Origin of the sequence: Novosphingobium sp. KA1 (genome assembly GCF_017309955.1) — a bacterium.
Classification (GTDB): Bacteria; Pseudomonadota; Alphaproteobacteria; order Sphingomonadales; family Sphingomonadaceae; genus Novosphingobium.
On record NZ_CP021247.1, the window covers coordinates 578,551 to 598,785 of the forward strand.

At 65.5% G+C, this 20,235-nt stretch carries 13 protein-coding genes; 5 read left to right on the forward strand and 8 right to left on the reverse strand.

Features of this window, described 5'->3' with window-relative positions:
• The first annotated feature begins 527 nt into the window (after positions 1-527).
• Positions 528-1,043 carry a porin family protein gene (locus CA833_RS02920; RefSeq protein WP_142632355.1) on the forward strand — a complete coding sequence of 172 codons (516 nt, stop codon included), beginning with the start codon at positions 528-530 and terminating at the stop codon, positions 1,041-1,043.
• A 136-nt stretch (positions 1,044-1,179) separates the two neighbouring features.
• Here CA833_RS02920 and CA833_RS02925 read toward each other — a convergent pair whose 3' ends face one another.
• From CA833_RS02925 to CA833_RS02935, 3 genes are all read right to left on the reverse strand, one after another.
• A complete protein-coding gene (locus CA833_RS02925) occupies positions 1,180-2,295 on the reverse strand; it encodes a glycosyl hydrolase 53 family protein (RefSeq protein WP_242526237.1) in 1,116 nt (371 codons plus the stop codon).
• Positions 2,296-2,309: 14 nt separating this feature from the next.
• A complete protein-coding gene (galA, locus tag CA833_RS02930) occupies positions 2,310-4,829 on the reverse strand; it encodes a beta-galactosidase GalA (RefSeq protein ID WP_242526238.1) in 2,520 nt (839 codons plus the stop codon).
• 164 nt (positions 4,830-4,993) lie between these two features.
• Positions 4,994-5,716, reverse strand: a complete 723-nt coding sequence (locus CA833_RS02935; protein WP_142632352.1) for a FadR/GntR family transcriptional regulator — start codon at positions 5,714-5,716, stop codon at positions 4,994-4,996.
• A gap of 239 nt (positions 5,717-5,955) precedes the next feature.
• Between CA833_RS02935 and CA833_RS02940 the strand changes: the two genes are divergently transcribed.
• Positions 5,956-6,408 (forward strand): tRNA (cytidine(34)-2'-O)-methyltransferase, encoded by a 453-nt coding sequence (locus CA833_RS02940; protein ID WP_207079191.1) that lies wholly within the window; start codon positions 5,956-5,958, stop codon positions 6,406-6,408.
• A 433-nt stretch (positions 6,409-6,841) separates the two neighbouring features.
• Here CA833_RS02940 and CA833_RS02945 read toward each other — a convergent pair whose 3' ends face one another.
• The 4 genes from CA833_RS02945 to CA833_RS02960 form a co-directional block, all read right to left on the reverse strand.
• Positions 6,842-7,249, reverse strand: a complete 408-nt coding sequence (locus CA833_RS02945; RefSeq protein WP_207079192.1) for a hypothetical protein — start codon at positions 7,247-7,249, stop codon at positions 6,842-6,844.
• A gap of 192 nt (positions 7,250-7,441) precedes the next feature.
• Positions 7,442-8,626, reverse strand: coding sequence for a pyridoxal phosphate-dependent aminotransferase (locus CA833_RS02950; RefSeq protein ID WP_142632349.1), 1,185 nt, complete (start codon positions 8,624-8,626; stop codon positions 7,442-7,444).
• 36 nt (positions 8,627-8,662) lie between these two features.
• Entirely contained in the window at positions 8,663-9,490 is an 828-nt protein-coding gene (locus CA833_RS02955; protein WP_207079921.1) for a sulfite exporter TauE/SafE family protein, read from the reverse strand.
• 81 nt (positions 9,491-9,571) lie between these two features.
• On the reverse strand, positions 9,572-12,196 hold the full coding sequence (locus CA833_RS02960; protein ID WP_207079193.1) for a TonB-dependent siderophore receptor: 2,625 nt from the start codon (positions 12,194-12,196) through the stop codon (positions 9,572-9,574).
• 941 nt (positions 12,197-13,137) lie between these two features.
• Here CA833_RS02960 and CA833_RS02965 point away from each other — a divergent pair.
• The 3 genes from CA833_RS02965 (at position 13,138) to CA833_RS02975 (ending at position 16,951) form a co-directional block, all read left to right on the forward strand.
• On the forward strand, positions 13,138-14,112 hold the full coding sequence (locus tag CA833_RS02965) for a helix-turn-helix domain-containing protein (RefSeq protein ID WP_207079194.1): 975 nt from the start codon (positions 13,138-13,140) through the stop codon (positions 14,110-14,112).
• A gap of 341 nt (positions 14,113-14,453) precedes the next feature.
• Positions 14,454-15,980, forward strand: a complete 1,527-nt coding sequence (gene adh / locus CA833_RS02970) for an aldehyde dehydrogenase (protein ID WP_207079195.1) — start codon at positions 14,454-14,456, stop codon at positions 15,978-15,980.
• 224 nt (positions 15,981-16,204) lie between these two features.
• Positions 16,205-16,951: a TorF family putative porin gene (locus CA833_RS02975; protein WP_207079196.1), complete on the forward strand. Its 747-nt coding sequence runs from the start codon at positions 16,205-16,207 to the stop codon at positions 16,949-16,951.
• A 43-nt stretch (positions 16,952-16,994) separates the two neighbouring features.
• Here the strand turns inward: CA833_RS02975 and CA833_RS02980 are convergent, their stop codons facing one another.
• A complete protein-coding gene (locus CA833_RS02980) occupies positions 16,995-20,129 on the reverse strand; it encodes a glycoside hydrolase family 2 TIM barrel-domain containing protein (RefSeq protein ID WP_242526239.1) in 3,135 nt (1,044 codons plus the stop codon).
• Positions 20,130-20,235 lie beyond the last annotated feature (106 nt).

Consider the following 20,235-nt stretch of genomic DNA (forward strand, 5'->3'; position numbering starts at 1 on the left):
GAAAAGGGGCGCCAACTCCTCCCGGCGCCCCTTTTTTCGTGCCTGCTGCCTTGGCAAAAGTGCCGCCGGTTTGTGCAAAAGTGTAACCTTGTGGCGCAAAATCATCACCTTGCGGCGCCCCATCACGCGCAGCCCGCGCATCCTGGGCACAAGCCGCAGCAGGCCTGCTGAAAACCCGATGAAACGGCGATTCCAGGCCCTTCCGGCAGGGCGCACAAGGGCCTGCGCAGCGCCCCGCCCGCCCGGCCGCTGCCCCAAAATCGCCACGAACCGGCCGGCGCCATGACGAAGCTGTCACATTTGTGAACGCCGACATTACGGCCCATTAATTTTGAGTACACCCTTGAACGACCATAGCAAATTCATCCCAAGGGGTTGCTCGACAAACATATCACCCCCCCGAAATGTCCGAGCAACATGGCAGAAACGAACCAAGCAAAGCACCGCAGGTCGAGTAATACTCGATTTACTGGTCGATGAACGCCGCCCTTTGGATCTATATTTATAATGGAATTATGAGGAATCTTATGAAGTACATCGTTCTTTCGGCTGCCGCCGCTCTCGCTGCTTCGGCTTCGGTCCCCGCCTTTGCGCAGGACGGCGAGCCTTTCACGGGCCCGCGCGCCGGAATCACCATGGGTTTCGACAAGATCCAGGGCGATGAAGGCTTCTCGTACGGCGTCAACGCCGGCTACGACATCGGCGTTGCCCCCCGCATCACCATCGGCCCCGAAGTGACCCTCGGCGACGCCACCACCGACAGCGCCGCGACCGACGTCAGCCGCGATCTCACCGCCTCGGTGCGCGCCGGCTACGTGGTCACCCCGAAGGTCCTCGCCTTTGCCAAGGTCGGCTACACCAACACCCGCTTCGAGCCGGTGGCCGGCGGCAACTACTCGCTGGAAGGCGTGCGCTACGGCGGCGGTCTGGAATACTCGGTGACGCCGAAGACCTACATCTCGGCCGAATACCAGCGCACCGAATACGAATCGAACTTCGGCGGCCGTGACGCCGGCGTGGTCGGCATCGGCTACCGCTTCTAAACACTTCCGACCCGCCACCGAGACGGGAAGGCAACAGGAACGGGAAGGGTTGTCCCCCGGGACACCCTTCCCGTTTTTGCGTGTATCAGCCTGCCCCCTTCCCGGCGGCCTTCCCGGCTAACTGCTTGAAGGCTGGTTACTTCGCCGTCTTGGCGTACGACTTCGACAGGAAGTCCATCGCCGGCAGCACTTCATGGCGCTTGAGGTCGAACCAGGCGGCGTTTTCCCAGTTGGAGCCGGTGCCCCAGCGGGTCTTGCACTGGGTCGAGACCCAGTCCGGCGCCCAGTAGACAACACCGTTGCCGCCCGCATCCACCACCGTCTGCGTCAGGTCCTCAAGGTACTTGAGCTGGCCCTTGGGGGTCGCCGGATAGCCGGGGATCAGCGAATCCGTGCCCAGCAGGTTGGTCGAGGCATCGGCGCTTTCCTCGGTGAAGGGATAGGCGGTCTCCACCACCATGACATCGGCGCCGTAGCGCTGGTGCGCGGCCGCAATCACCTTGGCGAGGCCCGACAGGTTGTAGGTCGACCACTTCGAATAATAGCTGATGCCGATGATGTCGTAATCGAGCACGCCCGCCGCCGTGGCGTCGTCGAACCAGGGCAGCACGTTCTCGGGCTGGGCGATGTGGAGCATGACCTTGATCGGCTTGCCGGTGGCCTTCGATGTCTCGCGCACGGCGGCAACACCCGCGTTCAGCAGGCTGGCATTGCGCTTCCAGTCGATCGCCTTGGCCTTGACCCCGCCCATGACCTCGGGATTGGTCTCGTTGCCGACCTGCACCAGTTCGGGCAGCTGGCCCGCCGCATCGAGCCTGGCCAGCACCTCGCGCGTGTAATCATGCACCGCGGCGATTTGCTGCTCGGTGGTCATGCCCGCCCAGGCCTTGGGGACGATCTGCTTGTCGCCGTCGGCCCAGTCGTCCGAATAGTGGAAGTCCAGCAGCACTTCGAGGCCCGCCGCATGGGCGCGGCGCACGGTCTTGAGCACGTCCTCGTAGTTCGAATAGTGCGTCCACTCGGGGTCGTTCCAGATGCGCACGCGCATGATGTTGCCGCCCTTCTGCTTCAGCAGCACGAAGGGATCGACCGGCTTGCCCTTCTGACGGAAGACCGCGCCGCAGTCCTCCATCTCATTGGCGAAGGACAAGTCGGCACCGAGGTAGAGCTTGTCGGCCGCCTTTTCAGCCGCAGGGGCCTGAGCAGCCGACAACAGGGTGGCAGCCGCAAGCGCGGCGCGGATGGCTTTCATGGAATGCATGTCCTTCAGGAATGGAAGCTGAGGTCGATGGCCGCGCTGGCCAGCCCCGCGCCCGAGACGGTGACGCGCACCGCCCCGCTATCGCCGGTGCCCTGCACGATGGCCTGCGCGAGCCCGTTGAACGCCTTGCGCGTCGAGCCCTTGTCCGGCTCGGTCGAGGTCGGATTGCCGTTGCCGAGGCCGATGATTGTGCCCGGGCCGGACACCGCGAACGTCAGCGCACTGTCGGCGGTCGGCACCACATTGCCCGCCTTGTCGAGCACCTCGATCCGCAGCATCGCCGCATCGGCAATCGCGGCGGTATAGCGCTTGCGGTCGGCCGTCACGCGCAGCCGGGCCGGAGCGCCTGCCGTCACCCGCATGTCCTGCGCGGCGAGCTTGCCGCCGTTGTAGCCACGCGCCTCCAGCTTGCCGGGGGCGTAAGCCACCTGCCATTCGAGGTGACCGTTACGCGGCATGGTCTTGCGGCCAAGGCTCTTGCCATTGAGCAGGAGTTCGATCTCCTCGCAGTTGCCGTGCGCCCAGACCGGGATCGGCTGGCCTTCGCGGCCCGCCCAGTTCCAGTGCGGCAGCAAGTGCACCAGCGGCTGGTCCGGCCGCCACCAGGCGCGGTAATAATAGTAGTTGTCCTTGGCGAAGCCGCAGCTGTCCATCGCGCCGAAGTAGCTCGCAACGCTGGGGAACGCCGGATAGGGCGTGGGCTCGCCGCGGTAGTCGAAGCCGGTCCAGATGAAGCCGCCGGCGATATAGGGCGCGTTGGCAACGATGGTCCACCATTCCTCGGCGGTGGAGGCCCACCAGGGGTGCTCGGTGTCGTAGGCCTTGACGATATGGCGCGCGGCGTCGTTCTCGTAGGCGCCGCGGGTGGAAACGGTGCTGCCCGTCTCGGTGCCGATCACCGGCTTGTTCGGGTGGCGCTGGTGCCAGGCCGGGATCTTGTCGGTGCGGTAGTTGAAGCCGACGACGTCCACCGCCTCGGCGGCGCCGCCGTCCCAGCCCTGATCCATCGCCTGGGTGGTGAGGCGCGTGGGATCGAGCGCCTTGCAGCGCGCGACCAGTTCGGCCGAGATGCGGCGGCCACGCTCGCTGCCCTGATGGCCTTCCTCGTTACCCACCGACCACAGGATCACGCTGGGGTGGTTGCGCGAGGAGAGGATCATCCGCTCCAGCTCGTCCATCGCTTCCGGGTTGGTGGTGTTGAGCCGCGTTTCCGCGATCATCATCATGCCCTTGCGGTCGCAGATGTCGAGCAGTGCCTGCGCCGCCGGATTGTGCGCGCTGCGCCAGGAATTGACGCCCATCTCGATCGAGCGGTCGACCCGCCATGCGTGCAGCGCATCGGGGATCGCACTGCCGACCCCGGCGTGGTCCTGATGGTTGCACACGCCCATCAGCTTCACGTTCTGGCCGTTGATGGTGAAGCCCTTCACCGCATCGAAGGTGACGGTGCGAATGCCGAAGGGCGTCTCGGTGCGGTCCGTCACCGCGCCGTCACGCAGAACTTCGGTGATGAGCGTGTAGAGCACCGGGCTTGCGGGCGACCACAGCTGCGGCGCGGCGATATGGGTCTCCTGCGCGGTCTCGGTCCGGCCGAGCGGCGCCAGTTCCACCTGCCGCTCCGCCGCGCGCGCGACCTCGCGGCCTGCACCGTCGCGGACCGTCTGGCGCAGCGTTACCGCCAGCGTGCCCTCGGACTGGTTGGCAAGCGTCGTCGCCAGCGAAACCCGGGCACCCGCGGCGTCGATCTCGCTGCGCACGCAGGTGCCCCACTGCGGCACGTGGGCGGCATCGGCGCTGACCAGGTGAACGTTGCGATAGATGCCCGCGCCTTCGTAGAACCACCCCTCGCCCAGCGAGGCATCGACGCGCAGGGCCAGTTGGTTCGGCCCGCCCTCGTAGTCGAGGAAATCGGCGATATCGACCTTGAACGGCGCGTAGCCGCTCTCGCTGCCGCCCGCCTCGAAGCCGTTGACGAAGACCTTGCAGGCGCGGAACACGCCGTCGAACTCAAGCCAGACCGCGCGGCCCTTGTCCGCCGCACCGACAGGCAGACGCAGGCGATACCAGCCCACGCTGTTTTCCGGGAAGGCGCGGCCGATCGCCTTGAAGCCATGCGCGGCGACGGCATCGGCCTTGTCTTCCGGCGCGGGCGCGGCGGGCGGCGCAAAAGGCAGGTCCACCGCCCAGTCGTGCGGCACCGAGACGGGCGACCAGCCGCTCTCGTCGAAATCGGCGACGGCTGCCGGAGAGGTGACAAGGCCGGGCTTGGCATACGTGCGCTGGTTGATGCCCCAGTCGAAATCCTTGGCCATGTCGGCCGCATGGCCCATGTGGAAGCGCCAGCCCCGGTCGAGCAGCCAGGTACGGCGCGGACCGGCCGCAGCGGCAGCGGCGACCGCTTCCGTTCGCGCGCACGCAATCTGCTGCAGCGTCGTCGCCGCCAGACCGGCTGCGCCAAGCGCCATGGCCTTGCGGCGGTCGGTCGTCAGAATCCGGGGCCGGACGATTTGGGGGGTGTCGGTCATGTCTTTCAGGGGCTCTCTTACGTGTCGCTGAGGCAGCTGTTCTCGGCACAGTCGGGAGCCCGCCCGATCACGCGCGTGACCGGGCCCATGCAGTTCAGGCTCCCCACTCTTCGCTTATTTGTATGATATATATGTTCAGGACGGTCAACCGCCCTGCCCACCCATCAGCCCGCGCTTTCGTTGTGGTGGATGGCGCCGAGGACATCGACGATGATCTTTTCCATCCGCGCGCGGGCCAGGTGCGGGTCGCGGGCGAGGATCGCGCGCATCACCCCCTCGTGCGCATCGAGGTCGGCGCTGCGCCCGACGATGCGGTTGGTGTAGTGGATCGAGGTCTTGAGCGCGGTGGAAACCACGTCGCGGAACTGCCCGAAGAACGGATTGCCCGAGGCCTTGAGAATGGCGACATGGAAGGCGACGTCCGCCTCCAGCACATCGTCCTGCCCGGCCTCGGCGGCCTGCATGCGGGCGAAGCCCGCCTCGATCAGCGCCCGCCCCTCTTCGCTGGCCGCCTGCGCCGCCAGCGCCGCTGCGGCAGGTTCGATGGCGACGCGCAGCTGGCTGAACTGCCTGAGCAGGTCGATGGAAAAGCGCCGCTCCAGCATCCAGCGCAGCACGTCGGTATCGAACAGGTTCCACTGGCTGACCGGCAGGATCGAGGTGCCCTGCCGCGGCCGCGCGGTAACGAGGCCCTTGGCAGTGAGCATCTTCACGGCCTCACGCGTGACCGAGCGGCTGACCCCGTGCTGCTGCGACAGTTCCATTTCGGTGGGAAACGAACGCCCCGTCCAGGTGCCGCCGACGATCTGGGAGCCCAGACGGTCAAGCAGCCCATACGTAAGATTGCGCCCCAGCGCGTCGCGGTTTTCCTGCGGGTCTACGGGCATGACAGTCGCGGCATCCTCACTATTTCAGAGCGTGATCCGTTCGGTCCAAACCGAAGGCCGCTCTACTTATCGTTTGTTTGTCGCGTTTTCCGAGTCACCAGGTGATTCCACCTGGTTAGAAAACGCCCTATCTCTTTAATCATATAAAAGGGCATTACTGGACCTTGGCAAGCGGAAACGGGGCAGGATTTCGCGCAAGCAGACTTGCAAGCCACGCCCGACGCCGCCAAGCAGCGGCCATGCGTATTGCCCTGTTCGAACCCGAAATCGCCGGAAACGTCGGCGCCGTCATGCGCCTCGGCGCCTGCCTTGGCGCGACCGTGGACCTGATCGAGCCGATGGGCTTCGAATGGGACGACAAGCGCGTGCGCCGCACCGCGATGGACTATATCGACCACGTCTCGGTCACCCGCCACGCCGACTTCGAGGCCTTCCGCGCCACCGTGGGTTCCAGCAGGCTGGTGCTGTTCACCACCAAGACCACCCGGTCGGCCTATGCGTTCGAATATAGAGCCGACGACATCCTGCTGTTCGGCAAGGAAAGCGCGGGCGTGCCGCAATCGGTCTCCGACATCTGCGACGAGCGGGTGCGCATCCCGCTGCGCGCCGAAGTCCGCTCCCTGAACCTCGCCACCGCCGCCGCCCTCGCGCTGGGCGAGGCGCTGCGCCAGACGGGAAGCCTGCCGGGCTGAGGCAGAACGGTTCAGAAGAAAAGGGCAGATTCCGGGGGATGATCCCCCGGACCCTCGGAGCGTCCACCTTGCGCCCTGCTCTTCACGTTGCGCTCTCATTGTTGAGGACGGCGAAAGGGCCTTCGGCCACGCAATGCCTCAGACCGCAGGAATGTGGGGGGAAGGCGAACCTCTGCCCCACCCACCCCGCTCATCCTGAGCCTGTCGAGGGATGGGAAGCCTTCCGCCCCGTCTCGGGGGCTTCGACAAGCTCAGCCTGAGCGGGTGGCGGGGGCGACTTTGGGTGGAAAGTTGCCCATCCAACGCCTCTCCCATGTCTCGTCGCCCCCGCGAAGGCCGGGGCCCCGCTATCTGGAGGCAAAACTCCACCCTTGAAAGGGAACAGCGGGGTTCCCGCCTTCGCGGGAACGACGACTTTAGGTGGTTAGCTGCCTTAACCGCCTTTGGAGTAACTGCATCCGTTGAATGTGAGTTCACCTGAGGCTGTATCGAACTGGCCGTCCGCCCAGTAGCCCGGCCTGTCATCGATACCGCCGAGAAATCCTTCCATTACGGTTAATCTGACACGAACCGGCTTAATAGGGTAAGTATAATCACCTCGTCTGAGCCTGAAAGAAATGATACCTGGGTATACCTTCCCTCGCGTAGCTGACCTGCTCTTCAAATCTTGCAATAATTGATACTGCCTTTCCCAGTGAGATAAATCGCCGACACAGGCAATTTGGGAAATACGTTGCTCAATTCGATCGACATCACTCTTGGCGGGGAGGATCGGAATACCTTCGGTACTGTCACAAGCAGCGAGGAAGAACAGGAATGGGAGGGGGAAATATGACTTCACGAATTGAAGATCACACACACAGTTGATGTCCGCAATGGGGCCTACCCGGAAAGTCCGCCCTGCCCCCAAAAAAACGGACCCGGCACGCCCCTCCCCTTGCGGAGCGTACCGGGTCCAACCTGACGGGCGATCGCCCTGCCGCCATCCGGTCCATGCCCCCATGAACCGGCGCGGCAGGGGCGATGCCGGCGATCAGGCCATCAGCACCTTGTCGAGTGCGAGGCGGAACTTCTGCATTTCTTCCGCCGAGCCCACCGTCACGCGCGACATCGTCGGATAGGCGCTCCACGAACGGCCGATCTGCACGCCTTGCGCCAGCAGCGCCTCCATCATCGCCTTGGGCGGCTTGCCGCCCCAGTCGACCATGAACATGTTCGCATGGCTGCCCGGCAGCACCTTGAGACCGCGCTTCTCGACATGGGCGATGCTGGCCTCGCGCGCGGCGATCATCTGGTCGCGGCGGGCCTTGATCTGGTCGGCCAGCGTCAGCGAGGCGGTGCCGCAGGCCACCGCCGTCATCGGCAGCATCGAGGTGACCTGCCCGCCGTCATAGCGCATCATCTTCTCGTGCAGCGCCTTGGACCCGAGCGTCAGGCCAAGGCGCATGCCCGCCATGCCGAACAGCTTGGAGAACGTGCGCATCACCAGCACATCGTCGCGCGAGGCGGCGAGCTTGGCGGCGTTTTCGGTGCCGGCGAAGTGGATGTACGCCTCGTCCACCAGCAGCACCGCGTCCTTGGGCTTGTTCTCGGCCAGCCAGACGATGTCGGCAATCGGCGTCAGCGTGCCGGTCGGGTTGTTGGGCGAGCAGATGTAGTAGAGCCCGGCGTTGGGATCGGCGGCCAGCATGGCCTTCACGTCATGGCGATAGTCCGAGGTGAGCGGCACCTTGGTGACCTTGGCGCCGATCCAGGCACCGGTGCGCCAGATCGATTCGTAGGTCGGGTCGGCGGTGACGATCCCGCGCGAGGGCGAGGCGAAGGTGATCGCGGTGCGGCTGAGCGGGTCGCTCGACCCCGGCCAGGCGACCACGTGGTCCACCGGAATGCCCTCGACCTGGGCGACCGCCGCAAAAAGCTTGGCGTGGTCGTCATTGGGCTCGTAGCGGTTGCCCTGCGAGACGATCGCCATGGCCGCCTGCGCGCCGGCCGGGAACGGACCGGTCCAGCACTCGTTGGCGCCGATGCGCACCGCGCCCGCCACCGCCTTGGCGGCCTGCTGCGCGCTGGCCGGCATGACCTGCATCGCCGCCATGCCGCCGCCCAGCAGCGCCGCGATCCTGCCCAGGTTGCGGCGCGAATAACCGCGCGCCAGCAGATCCTGCGTTACCTCTTCACCGCCGATACGCTCGGCCAGCATGTCTTGCTCAAGCTGCATCTTTCAAACTCCTTCGCGAAACAGGTGGTTTTTCCGTCAGATTTTCAGAGCATTGTGGAACATGACCATGGAGATCACGATCAGGTAGACGCCGAAGATCCGCTTCAGCATGCGCGGCTCCAGCCAGTGCGCGGCGGCCACGCCGAGCGGCGCGGTCAGGACCGACATCGAGGCGATGGCGAGCGTCGCCGGCAGGTTGACGAAGCCGAGCGAGCCCCAGGGCAGGCCCTTGTCGTGCAGGCCGATGATGGCAAAGCCGATGGCGCTGGGAATGGCGATCAGCGTACCCACGCCGGACGCCGTGCCCACCGCCTTGTGGATCGAGCGGCCGCACAGCGTCATCACCATGATCGCGATGGTGCCGCCGCCGATGCCCAGCAGCGAGGAAAACGTGCCGAGGCCGCCGGCAATGCCGACCCGCAGCATGCCCGAGGGCATCTGGTCGGTGATCACCTTGTCGCCCACGCGCGGGACCAGGAAATTGAGGCTCATCAGCAGCACGCCCGAGGCGAACACCATGGTGAGCACCTTGCCGTCGACATGGCTGGCCAGCAGCACGCCGACACCGTCGCCCAGGATCACCCAGGGCGCCCAGGACTTGAGGATCTCGAAATCGACCGATCCGCGCTTGGCATGGCTCATGACCGAGCGGATCGAGGTGACGATGATGGTCGCCGCCGAAGTGCCGATGGCGACATGCGCGTATTGTGCATGGTCGCCGCCCAGCAGCGGCAGCATCAGCAAAAGTGCGGGGACTACAATGAAGCCGCCACCGATCCCGAACACGCCGCCGGCGAACCCGGCGACAAGGCCGGCCACCAGCAGTCCGACCGCGGGGATCAGCCAGCCCATTTCAGATAGCATCACAAGCGCAACTCCCTGAAAACTCGAAATAGATGGGTGCTGCATCCGGGGGCGGACGCAGCACCCTTCAGATGGTATCGATCAGAATTTCACGGTGACGCGGCCATAGTAGTATCCACCATTGATACCGTAGGGCGAAATGGTGGGATATACGTTGGACGCATAAGAACTTGACCCTGAAGCCAATTGCGCGGCACGGATATTTTCGTAGGAGCGCTTGGTCGGATACTTGTTGAACAGGTTGTTCGCGCCGATCGAGAGCTTGATGCTCTCGGTCGCCTTCAGGCCCAGTTCGAGGTCGGTGATGAACGCCGACTTGACCGGCACCTTGAGGTCCTGCCCCGCGATCGGGCTGCCGCCCGGCGCGGTTTCCAGCGCATAGACCTTCGAATAGTAGCTTTCGCGCAGGTTCACCGAGAACAGGCTCGATTCCCAGTACGCCCCCAGCGTCGCACGGACCTTGGGGGTGCTGTGCTCCAGCGTGGCGACGCTGTAGCTGCTGATCAGCGCCGAGCGCGCGGGATTGACGGTGCTGGTGTAGAGCGCATCGGGCAGGCTGGCGATCTTCTTGACCTTGTTCTCGTTGTAGTTGGCCGAGAGGGTCCAGTTCACCATGCCGATGCCGGTCGGCATGTCGTAGGAGGCCATGAAGTCCACGCCGCGGGTGCGCATGTCGGCGCCGTTGACGAAAGTCTGCACGGCCACGGTGCCGCTGGTGTTGCGGTTGCCGTTGACGTCGGTCAGCACGTAGCTCGGGATCTCGCCGCCAAGCGCCGTGGAAACCGCGTCGTAGACCGCCTGCTGGTTGTAGAGATTGTAGTTGTCGGCCGTGTAGGGCACGCAGCTGCTGGCATTCGAGCCCGAGTAGCCCTGGGGGCAATACTGGCCGTTGAAGCCGTAGAACGAGCTGGAAATCATGATGCGGTCGCGGATCTCGATCCAGTAGGCATCGATGGTGACGCTGACCCGCGAGCTGGGCGTGAAGACCACGCCGGCGCTGAAGTTGGTCGACTTTTCAGGCTTGAGACCGCCGAAGCCGAGCGAGGCGGCCGCCGCCGAGTTGGCCGGAAGCACGCCCGCCACGCCGTTCGGCGCCACGTTGATGCCCGAATAGAAACCTTCCGCCAGGGTCGGCGCACGGAAGCCGGTCGAAACCGTGCCGCGCACCGCGAACATGTCGGAAATGTCGTAGCGCGAGGTCAGCTTGAACACGGTGGTATCGCCGAAGTCGCTGTAGTGCTCGTGACGCACGGCGCCGTCGACCAGCCACTCGGGCGTGGGCTTCAGGGAAATGTCGAGGTATTGGGAGAAGTTGGTGCGGTGGTAATTGCCCGCATTGTTGGGACCGTAGCCGAAGAACGATTGCGCGCCCGACCCGTAGTAGGAAGCCGGATCGCCCGCGACGATGCCGTAAGTCTCGCGCCGCCATTCGAGGCCGCCGGCGATGTTCACTGGCTCGGCCAGACCGATGTCGAGCGGATAGGTCAGGTCGAGCGTGTTGCTCCACTGCGAGGCCTTGAAGTCGCCGTTGTGGAACTCGGTCGGGGTGAAGCCGGTGTCCTTGTAGAGCGTGGCGTTGGCCGAGTTCTCGACATAGACCTTGACCACGTCGTCGCCATAAGTCGAGGCGAGGTCGAAACCGAGGTCCCCGAACATGCCCTTGACGCCGCCGGTGAACGAATAGTCCGTCTCACGCACCGCTTCGAGCGGGGCGAAGCCGGTCGGGAACAGCGGCACGCCGGCGGCCGAGACGACGATGCCGGGGGTGCGGTAGTTCTCGTAGGCGCGGGCGTATTTGTGGCCGTAGCTGCCGAAGCTGTAGACCTCGAAATCGCCCGATTCCCAGCCTGCATCGTACATCGCGGTGGTCTGTTCGATCTCGGGATCGCCGGCGATGCGGTTGACGTAGGGGTAGTTGGATGCGTTGACGAGGTCGGGATACTTGGTGAGGTTGCCGGTCGCCACCGAATTGCTGCCGTAGACGCGCGGGTCGACGTCGCCGCGGAAGCTGAAGCCCTTCTTCTTTTTCTGCACGGTCACATTGACGTGCGAATTCTCGATCGGCGCGAAGCCGACATTGCCCGAGACGCTGTAGGTATCGCCGCCCTGGTCCATGTACTGGCCGGCCGTGCCGCTGAGCATGCCGCCGTGGTCGGAATCCTTGAGGATGATGTTGATGACGCCGGCGATGGCGTCGGTGCCGTACTGCGCGGCAGCACCGTCCTGGAGCACTTCGATATGGCCGATCGCATCGGTCGGGATGAAGCTCATGTCCGGCGCCGCGCTGCCCCCGTAGGGACCGCCGGCGATCGAGACGTTGGCCGTGCCGTGGCGGCGCTTGCCGTTGATCAGGATCAGGGTGTGGTTGGGCGACAGGCCGCGCAGCTTCATCTGCAGGTTGTGCGCCTGGAGATCGCTGCCGAAGGCCTGCGCCTGGATCGAGGGAAGGTTCTGCGCGAGGCTCTGGACCAGGTCCGGCTGGCCGGTCCGCCCCAGCGCCTCGCTGGTCATGATCTGGATCGGCGCCGGGCTTTCGGTAGCCTTCATGCCGATCGTGCGTGTGCCGGTGACGATGATCGCGCCGGTGGCGGTGTCTGCCGCTTCGCTCGCCTCTCCCTCGACCGGCTCGTCCGCCAGTGCCGGGGCGGACCCCATGATAAGCGCCGCTGCCAGCGCCGATGCCGATACGGATACCCTGTACTTCATCTAGGCCCCCTTGCCTGGTTCATGTCCACGGTTACGGCCTCTCCCTGTGTCTCGCGGTCGGCTCCTCCCCGATGACGGGCGCACTTTCCCGCAGCCGCCGAAACGCACCCGGCAGCCGGCCAACAGCACCTGGGCTGTCCGGAAAGGGCGTGCACGCAAGCAGCGCCGGGCCCGGCCCCTGCGGGCGGCCAGTACGTGCTCGGGCGAAAACGCCGCGAAATCTGTTCGATCGGGAAACGGTATCCCCGCAGGCGGCCCGGACGATCGCGCCATGGCGACATCCCATCGGGCACGCCGAGACGGCGATCACCTCATGGCGAGGTCCTGGTCATGCAGGATGACGCTCCTGCTGCCGGCATCACGGCCGCAGCAGGTCGCCCGGAGCAAGGCTCCGCCTCATGGACACACTAAGATGCGACCACGTTCCCTGAAATTTTTCTATGTCTATTTGAAAAGCACCAAAAACGATTTCATCAATGCGTAATCAACGCCGATATAGGCACGCGAATTCCCGAAGAACATTGACCAGCCCCCTCATAAAGTTGGTCCTGCGTGTTTCCTTCGGACATCGACCCCTGGAAATATTATTTTGTAATATTATTTCGTTTCTGTTGCTCGACCGTATTTGAAATTTTTCGCGTGTCAACGCGGTGCGAGGTCAATTTTGCCCACTCAAGATTATGTGCGCCCAGCGTCAAATTGATCGCAAACGAATGCACTTCGAAACGGCATATTCTGCCGCGCGGCCCGGCGCAAAAGGCCATCCCGCCGCCCACTTTTTACTGGATCGAACGTCTCATGAATGGGACATTCCCGCCTCTATCCGGACTCGCCCGGAATTGCGTCCGGACTGCAATCGATAGCAGGATCACCGCGCCTGAATCGATACCTTGCGGCTCTGTGAAGCGGCGGGTCATGACGGCGGAGAAGGACGACTGAGAATGGCCAGCGACAAGCTGAATCACAGCGATCAGGTCATGCACACCGTGCAGCAGGGCAATGCCGCGGCGGTGTCCGCCGTGGCCGCATCCTGGTGCCGCTCCGCGCTGCATCACGGTCTCGACCCCGCCGCCTCGCGCAAGGGCGAGCGAATCGGCGGCACCTCGCTCACCGCCCTGCGCGAAAACAGCGGTGAACTGATCGCCGCGGCCACCCCCGCGCTCGACCATCTGTTCGGCAGCGTCGGCCGCACGGGATGCTGCGTCATCCTCTCCAACATCGACGGCGTGGTAATCGAGGCGCGGACCGGCGCCAGCGACGTGGCCCTGTTCGATTCGATCGGCCTGGCCCCCGGCGGCCAGTGGGGCGAGGCGGCCGAGGGCACCAACGGCATCGGCACCTGCCTTGTCGAGCAGCGCCCGGTGACGATCCTGCGCGGCGAGCATTTCGCCAGCCGCAACATCGGCGTCAGCTGCATGGACGCCCCGGTCTTCGATCCCGAGGGACGGCTGGTCGCCGCGCTCGACGTCTCGAGCGCGCGCGCCGACCACGGCGAGGCAATGGCGACGATGATCGCCGCGCTGGTGCAGGACGCCGCCCGCCAGATCGAGCGCGACTACTTCTGCATGCGGTATGCCGACGCCCGCATCGTCTACAGCCCCGACCGCCAGGGCAGCGTGCCGCGCGGACGCGGGATCTCGCTGCTGGCGGTCGACCGCGACGACCTGGTGATCGGCGCCACCCGCGCCGCGCGCCTCAGCCTGCGGCTCGGCACCAACCCGTTCGACCGCCCGCGCCCGCTGGCCGACGTGATGGGCGATTCGTCCAGCAGTTTCGACGACAGCGAGCGCGCGATCCTGCGCCAGGCGCTGGCGCGTTCGGGCGGCAACGTCACCCGCGCCGCCCGCGACCTCGGGATCGGCCGCGCCACCATGTACCGCCGCATGGAGCGCGTGGGCATCGCGCCGGGGCAATAACCGGCGCAGCGGCGGGCAGCGACGGCGATGTCTCCCTGCCGATCCCCAGATCAATCCCGCTGCCAATCGCGCGCCAATCCCCCTGCCCCGGCAGCACAGGCCGCCCATCCTGCTGGTACGACAGCCCTGCCCGGCCGCCGCGAAATGGCGGATTTCCGGGCCCCGACGCCGGTTCCGGCAGCGTGTTTCGCGATTGTAACGGCGAGCCGCGCGACCGTCTCACCCGCGATACACCCGGCCCGGCGGCTTGCGACGCCCCCCTGTCTGGACGCCCCGGAAACTGACACTCTTCAAGCCAAGGACGGGTAACCCGCCCGGACCACATAGAGAGGATCAAGACCATGTCCGACACGAACGTCTCCGAACGGCCCTCGGTGCTGGTGTCACCCTTCGCCGCCAGCTACGACAACTTCATCGGCGGCAAGTGGGTCGCCCCCGTCGCCGGCCGCTATTTCGACAATGTCAGCCCGATCACCGGCCTGCCGGTCTGCCGCGTCGCGCGCTCGGATGCCGACGACATCGAACTGGCGCTCGACGCCGCCCATGCCGCCAAGGACGCCTGGGGGCGCACTTCGCCCGCCGACCGCTCGCTGATCCTGCTGCGCGTCGCCGATCGCCTGGAACAGAACCTGGCCAAGCTGGCCGCCGCCGAGACCTGGGACAACGGCAAGCCGATCCGCGAGACCACGCTTGCCGACATTCCCCTCGCGATCGACCACTTCCGCTACTTCGCGGGCTGCATCCGCTCGCAGGAAGGCTCGATCGGCGAGATCGACCATGACACCATGGCCTATCACATCCACGAGCCGCTGGGTGTCGTCGGCCAGATCATCCCCTGGAACTTCCCGATCCTGATGGCCGCGTGGAAGCTGGCCCCCGCCCTTGCCGCCGGCAACTGCGTGGTGCTCAAGCCCGCCGAGCAGACCCCGGCCTCGATCCTGGTGCTGGCCGAACTGGTGGCCGACATCCTGCCGCCGGGCGTGCTCAACATCGTCAACGGTTTCGGCATCGAGGCGGGCAAGCCGCTCGCCAGCTCCAAGCGCATCGCCAAGATCGCCTTCACCGGCGAGACCTCGACCGGCCGCCTGATCATGCAGTACGCCAGCGAGAACCTGATCCCGGTGACGCTGGAACTGGGCGGCAAGAGCCCGAACATCTTCTTCGAGGACGTCTGCGCGCAGGATGACGACTTCTTCGACAAGGCGATCGAGGGCTTCGTGATGTTCGCGCTCAACCAGGGCGAAGTCTGCACCTGCCCCAGCCGCGCGCTGATCCAGGAATCGATCTACGACCGGTTCATGGAAAAGGCGCTGAAGCGCGTGGCGGCAATCAAGCAGGGCAGCCCGCTCGACATGGAGACCATGATCGGCGCCCAGGCCTCGCAGGAACAGCAGCAGAAGATCCTGCGCTACCTCGACATCGGCCGCGAGGAAGGCGCCGAGGTGCTGATCGGCGGCGGTGCCGCCCAGCTCGGCGGCGACCTGTCTGGCGGTTTCTACGTGCAGCCCACCGTGTTCAAGGGCCACAACAAGATGCGGATCTTCCAGGAGGAGATCTTCGGCCCGGTCGTCTCCACCACCACCTTCAGGACGCAGGAAGAGGCGCTGGAAATCGCCAACGACACGATGTTCGGCCTCGGCGCCGGCGTGTGGAGCCGCGACATCAACACCTGCTACCGCTTCGGCCGCGCCATCCAGGCCGGGCGCGTGTGGACCAACTGCTACCACGCCTATCCCGCCCATGCGGCCTTCGGCGGCTACAAGCAGTCCGGCATCGGCCGCGAGACGCACAAGATGATGCTCGACCACTACCAGCAGACCAAGAACCTGCTGGTGTCCTACAATCCCAAGAAGCTCGGCTTCTTCTGATCGCCTTGCCGCTGCCCCGAAAGCGGGCAGCGGCCTTGAATACCGCGTTACCCTGCGGGGTCGCACCAGCCCGGCGCGGGCGCGCCATGCGCTCTCTCCCAAGCGCCCGCGTCGGGCATTTTCCGTAACCGCGCATTTTCGACACGACAAGGCGTGCGGCCGTAAGAGCTTCACGCCACAGGGAAGGACTATCCGAACATGACGAACCGCCAGATTGCCGCGGCGTGCCTTGCCGCGGCCCTCTCCAGTCTTGCCTGCGCTCCGGGCGCCTCGGCGCAGGATGCCGCAGCCGGCACCGACGGTGCCGCGCCCCCCCCGCTCCCCAAAGCGCCACGCCCCAAAGCGCCACGACCAAGCCGGCATCCGATCTCTCGGTCAGCGTCACGCTCAAGGGCACGACCGACTACGTCTGGCGCGGCGTCAGCCAGTCGGACAACGACCCGGCGGTGTTTGCCGTCGTCAACCTCGGCTACAAGGGCTTCTATCTCGGCGCCGAGACCGAGAACGTGCGCTTTGCCGGCATCAAGCAGGAATGGGACATGTGGGGCGGCTATGTCGCCAGACTGGGCGGCGGGGTGTCGCTCGATGTCGGCTTCGTGCGCTACGGCTATGTCGATGCGCCTGTCGACATCGACACCTTCGAGGTGAAGGCGGCGCTGTCGGGCAAGGTCGGCCCGGCCTCGGTCAGCCTCGCGGGGTATCACACCTGGGACTATTTCGGGACCGGCGAGAACGCCACCTATGTCGAACTGGGCGCCTCCGCGCCGGTGATGGACAAGCTCTCGATCTCGGCAGCCGCCGCGCGCCAGCAGATCGACCGCCTGAGCGACTACACGACCTGGAATGCGGGCCTGAGCTATCAGGTCCTGCCCGGCGCCTCGGTCGACCTGCGTTATTACGACACCGACCTCGACAAGCTCGGCAGGCTGTCAAAAGCCCGCGTGGTCGGCGCCTTCACCGTCACGTTCTGAAGGTACCAAGTCCGGCCGGGACGATGCCCGGCCGGACTTCGTCTCACCGCGCCGCACCGATGGTGAAGGCATAAGTCAGCGGCTTGAGCGCGATGCGGTAGGGCATGTGGGCCCGGCCATCGAGGTTCCAGCCGGTATCGCCGCCCACGCCCGCCTGCGCCGCATCGATCAGCAACGTGCCGTTGCCGTGCGGGCGAATGTCCGAGCTATGCGCCTGCGAGGGCGGCTTCATCGCCAGATCGGCATAAGGGAACGCCAGCGCATTGACCGAAAGCGGCTGCGCGCCGGTAACGCGCAGGCCAGCTTTCGCGCCCGTCCTGGCGCCCGTCAGTTCGATCCAGCGCACATCGGTCTTGTTGCCGGATTCCTGCGGGCGTGCGTAGTCGTGGAACTGCTCGGCCACGGTGCCCTGCCACTGCGCGATCAGGCCGCCGGTCTTGCGATCGGCATAGGTCTCCTGCGGCCCGCGCCCGAACCAGCGAACCTGGTCGAGCATGGCGGGTGTCTCGAAAGCGAGACCCACACGCAGCGGATCGGGCAAGGTATCGCGCAAGGGTTCGAAATGGACGGTGACGCCCACCGATCCATCGGCGGCCATCGTCCAGCGCGTCTCGGTCTTCACCGAGCCGACGCCCATGTCGTGGTGGACAACGATGGCATTGCCGTCCCGCTCGATGCGCTCGACACGGCGGTGCTCGGAGAAGTACTGCCACATGGCATGGCTCCTGGGCACGCCGGAGCCCACATCGTTATCGGTGGGCGCGCGCCAGAAGTTGGGCGCGCCGCCGGTCAGCAGCAAGGTGCCGCCGCGTTCGTAGCGGGTGACGAGGCCGGTGGCCTTGTCGATCTCCAGCACCGCATCGCCCGCGGCGAGGCGAAGGGTCGAGGCGGTCTCGGCGGGCGCGACGGTAGCGGCCGCGACCGGCACCACGGCGGGGGCGGAAAGTGCGAACTGCTCCCAGCCGACGACATGGCCGGCAGGCTGTGTCGGCACCGCTCCGGCCCTGGCGCGGGCACGCAGGACCAGGATGCGTTCGGCCGAGGGGTTCTTCGCCGCCGGGATCGGCACCGTCAGCGGCGCCGAGGCGCCTGAAGGCACGTTAGGGGTCGTCAGGGTACCTCTAGAGGCTTCTCTGCCGTCCTCCATCACCGTCCAATCGAGCGTGAAGCGCGAGAGGTCGATATGGTCGTGGCGGTTGACCACGCGGTAGCCGCTGGCGTCGTGCGTAAAGGCGATCGGCGCCTGGACCTTGGCCAGTTCGTAGTATTCGGGATCGGGCGTGCGATCGGACTGGATCACCCCGTCGCCCACCGGGCTGTCGTCGCCGTGGACGCCCGGCGCCCTGGGATCGGGATCGTAGTCGAGGCCCTGCCCCCAGTAGGAGCGGCCCTCTTTGTCCTTAAGCTCCATGGTCTGGTCCACCCAGTCCCAGATGAAGCCGCCCTGCAGCTTGGGATAGGCGCGCATGGCGTCCCAATAGCCCTGAAGATCGCCCAGGCTGTTGCCCATCGAATGCGCGTATTCGCACAGGATCAGCGGCTGGGTGAAGGCCGGATCCTTGGCGTAATCGATCATCTTGGGCACGTCGTCGTACATCGGCGCGAAGATATCGACGTAGCTGTTGGTCGGGTGGCGCCAGTTGCTCATGCTCCAGCCGAGGAAGTTGATCAGCCGGGTGGGATCGTTGGCCCGCACCCACTTGCCCGCCGCCTCGAAATTGGGGCCGACACCGCTTTCGTTGCCGAGCGACCAGAAGATGATCGAGGGGTGGTTGCGGTCGCGCTGGACCATGCGCTCCACCCGGTCGAGGTGCGCGGCCTGCCACGTGGGATCGGTGGCCAGCAAGTACTTGGGATCGTTGCCATGTTCCTGCGAGAGACTGAGATAGCCGTGGCTCTCGATATTGGCCTCGTCCATGACGTAGAGGCCGTATTCGTCGGCAAGGTCATAGAAGCGCGGATCGTTGGGATAGTGCGATGTGCGCACGGCATTGACGTTGGCCGCCTTCATCAACTCGACGTCGCGGCGCATCGTCGCTTCGGAAACGACGTGGAAGGTCTTGGGATCGTGCTCGTGGCGGTTGACGCCGCGGATCATCACCCGCTTTCCGTTCACGCGCACTTCGCCGCCGGCGATCTCGACGGTGCGGAAGCCGATGCGGCGGCTGGTCGCCTCCACCAGCTTGCCGTTCGCGTCCAGCAGTTCGACCAGCAGCGTATAGAGCTGCGGGTCTTCTGCCGACCACGAGCGCACGGCGGCAAGCGAAGCCGCCAGCGAAACCGTGCCGCCGTTCGCAGAGCCTTCGCGCTTCAGGACCTCGCGCTGGCCGTCCAGCACGGTTGCCCGTACACGCATGGCCGCAGGCTTGCCGGAAAGGTCGACCTTGAGGTCCAGCTTGCCGTCGCGGTAGTCGTTCTCCAGCCCCGCATCGACGGTGAGGTCGCGGATATGGGTGGCAGGCGCCGCGTAGAGCGTGACGCTGCGCTCGATACCGTTGACGCGCCAGAAATCCTGATCTTCCAGATAGCTGCCATCGGCAAAGCGGTAGAGTTCGATGGCGACGGTATTCGTGCCCGCATGGACATGGCGCGTCACGTCGAACTCGGCGGGAAGCTTGGAATCCTCCGAATAGCCGACACGCTGCCCGTTGACCCAGATGTAATAGGCCGCGCCCGCCGCGCCGACCGTCAGCAGCAGCTTGCGGCCCGACCAGTTTGCCGGGACGGTGAACTCGCGGCGGTAAGAGCCGACTTCGTTGAGGTCATGCGCGATCCACGGCTGGTTGCGCGGAAACGGGTAACCGCTGCCGACAAAGACCGGGCGGCCGTGCCCTTCGGCCTGGAGAATGCCGGGGACTTTCATCGTCCCCCACCCGCTTACATCGAAGCCGGGCTTGTAGAAATCGACCGGGCGCGCCTCCGGACTGGGCGAGAGGTGGAACTTCCAGTCGCCATCGAGCGAGAGATGGTAGCGCGACTTCGAAACGTCGCGCGAAAGCGCCCCGGCGCGGGTTTCAAAGCCGTCGAACGTCGTGTGCATGGGCTCCGCGCCCTGACGGATGACTTCGGGCTGCTCCCATTCCGCCGGGCCGGTTTCAGGCGTGGTTTGCCCATGGGCCGGGGCCGTCAGAGCGATAATGAGACTGCCGACAGCACAGCCCTGCATGAATTTGCGCATTGGAGGCACGTTCCCCGCCTGATCGGACGGCGCATCCCGAACCGCGCGCCGCCACTCCGTAGTTGCATATATCGTATACGGATCGACGCCCATTGCAACGCCGGCC

What these genes read in the sequence shown, in the direction of transcription:
- CA833_RS02920 (WP_142632355.1), top strand. Translation starts at nt 528, where the DNA reads ATGAAGTACATCGTTCTTTCGGCTGCCGCCGCTCTCGCTGCTTCGGCT.
- CA833_RS02925 (WP_242526237.1), bottom strand. Translation starts at nt 2,295, where the DNA reads ATGAAAGCCATCCGCGCCGCGCTTGCGGCTGCCACCCTGTTGTCGGCT.
- galA (WP_242526238.1), bottom strand. Translation starts at nt 4,829, where the DNA reads ATGACCGACACCCCCCAAATCGTCCGGCCCCGGATTCTGACGACCGAC.
- CA833_RS02935 (WP_142632352.1), bottom strand. Translation starts at nt 5,716, where the DNA reads ATGCCCGTAGACCCGCAGGAAAACCGCGACGCGCTGGGGCGCAATCTT.
- CA833_RS02940 (WP_207079191.1), top strand. Translation starts at nt 5,956, where the DNA reads ATGCGTATTGCCCTGTTCGAACCCGAAATCGCCGGAAACGTCGGCGCC.
- CA833_RS02950 (WP_142632349.1), bottom strand. Translation starts at nt 8,626, where the DNA reads ATGCAGCTTGAGCAAGACATGCTGGCCGAGCGTATCGGCGGTGAAGAG.
- CA833_RS02955 (WP_207079921.1), bottom strand. Translation starts at nt 9,490, where the DNA reads ATGCTATCTGAAATGGGCTGGCTGATCCCCGCGGTCGGACTGCTGGTG.
- CA833_RS02960 (WP_207079193.1), bottom strand. Translation starts at nt 12,196, where the DNA reads ATGAAGTACAGGGTATCCGTATCGGCATCGGCGCTGGCAGCGGCGCTT.
- CA833_RS02965 (WP_207079194.1), top strand. Translation starts at nt 13,138, where the DNA reads ATGGCCAGCGACAAGCTGAATCACAGCGATCAGGTCATGCACACCGTG.
- adh (WP_207079195.1), top strand. Translation starts at nt 14,454, where the DNA reads ATGTCCGACACGAACGTCTCCGAACGGCCCTCGGTGCTGGTGTCACCC.
- CA833_RS02980 (WP_242526239.1), bottom strand. Translation starts at nt 20,129, where the DNA reads ATGCGCAAATTCATGCAGGGCTGTGCTGTCGGCAGTCTCATTATCGCT.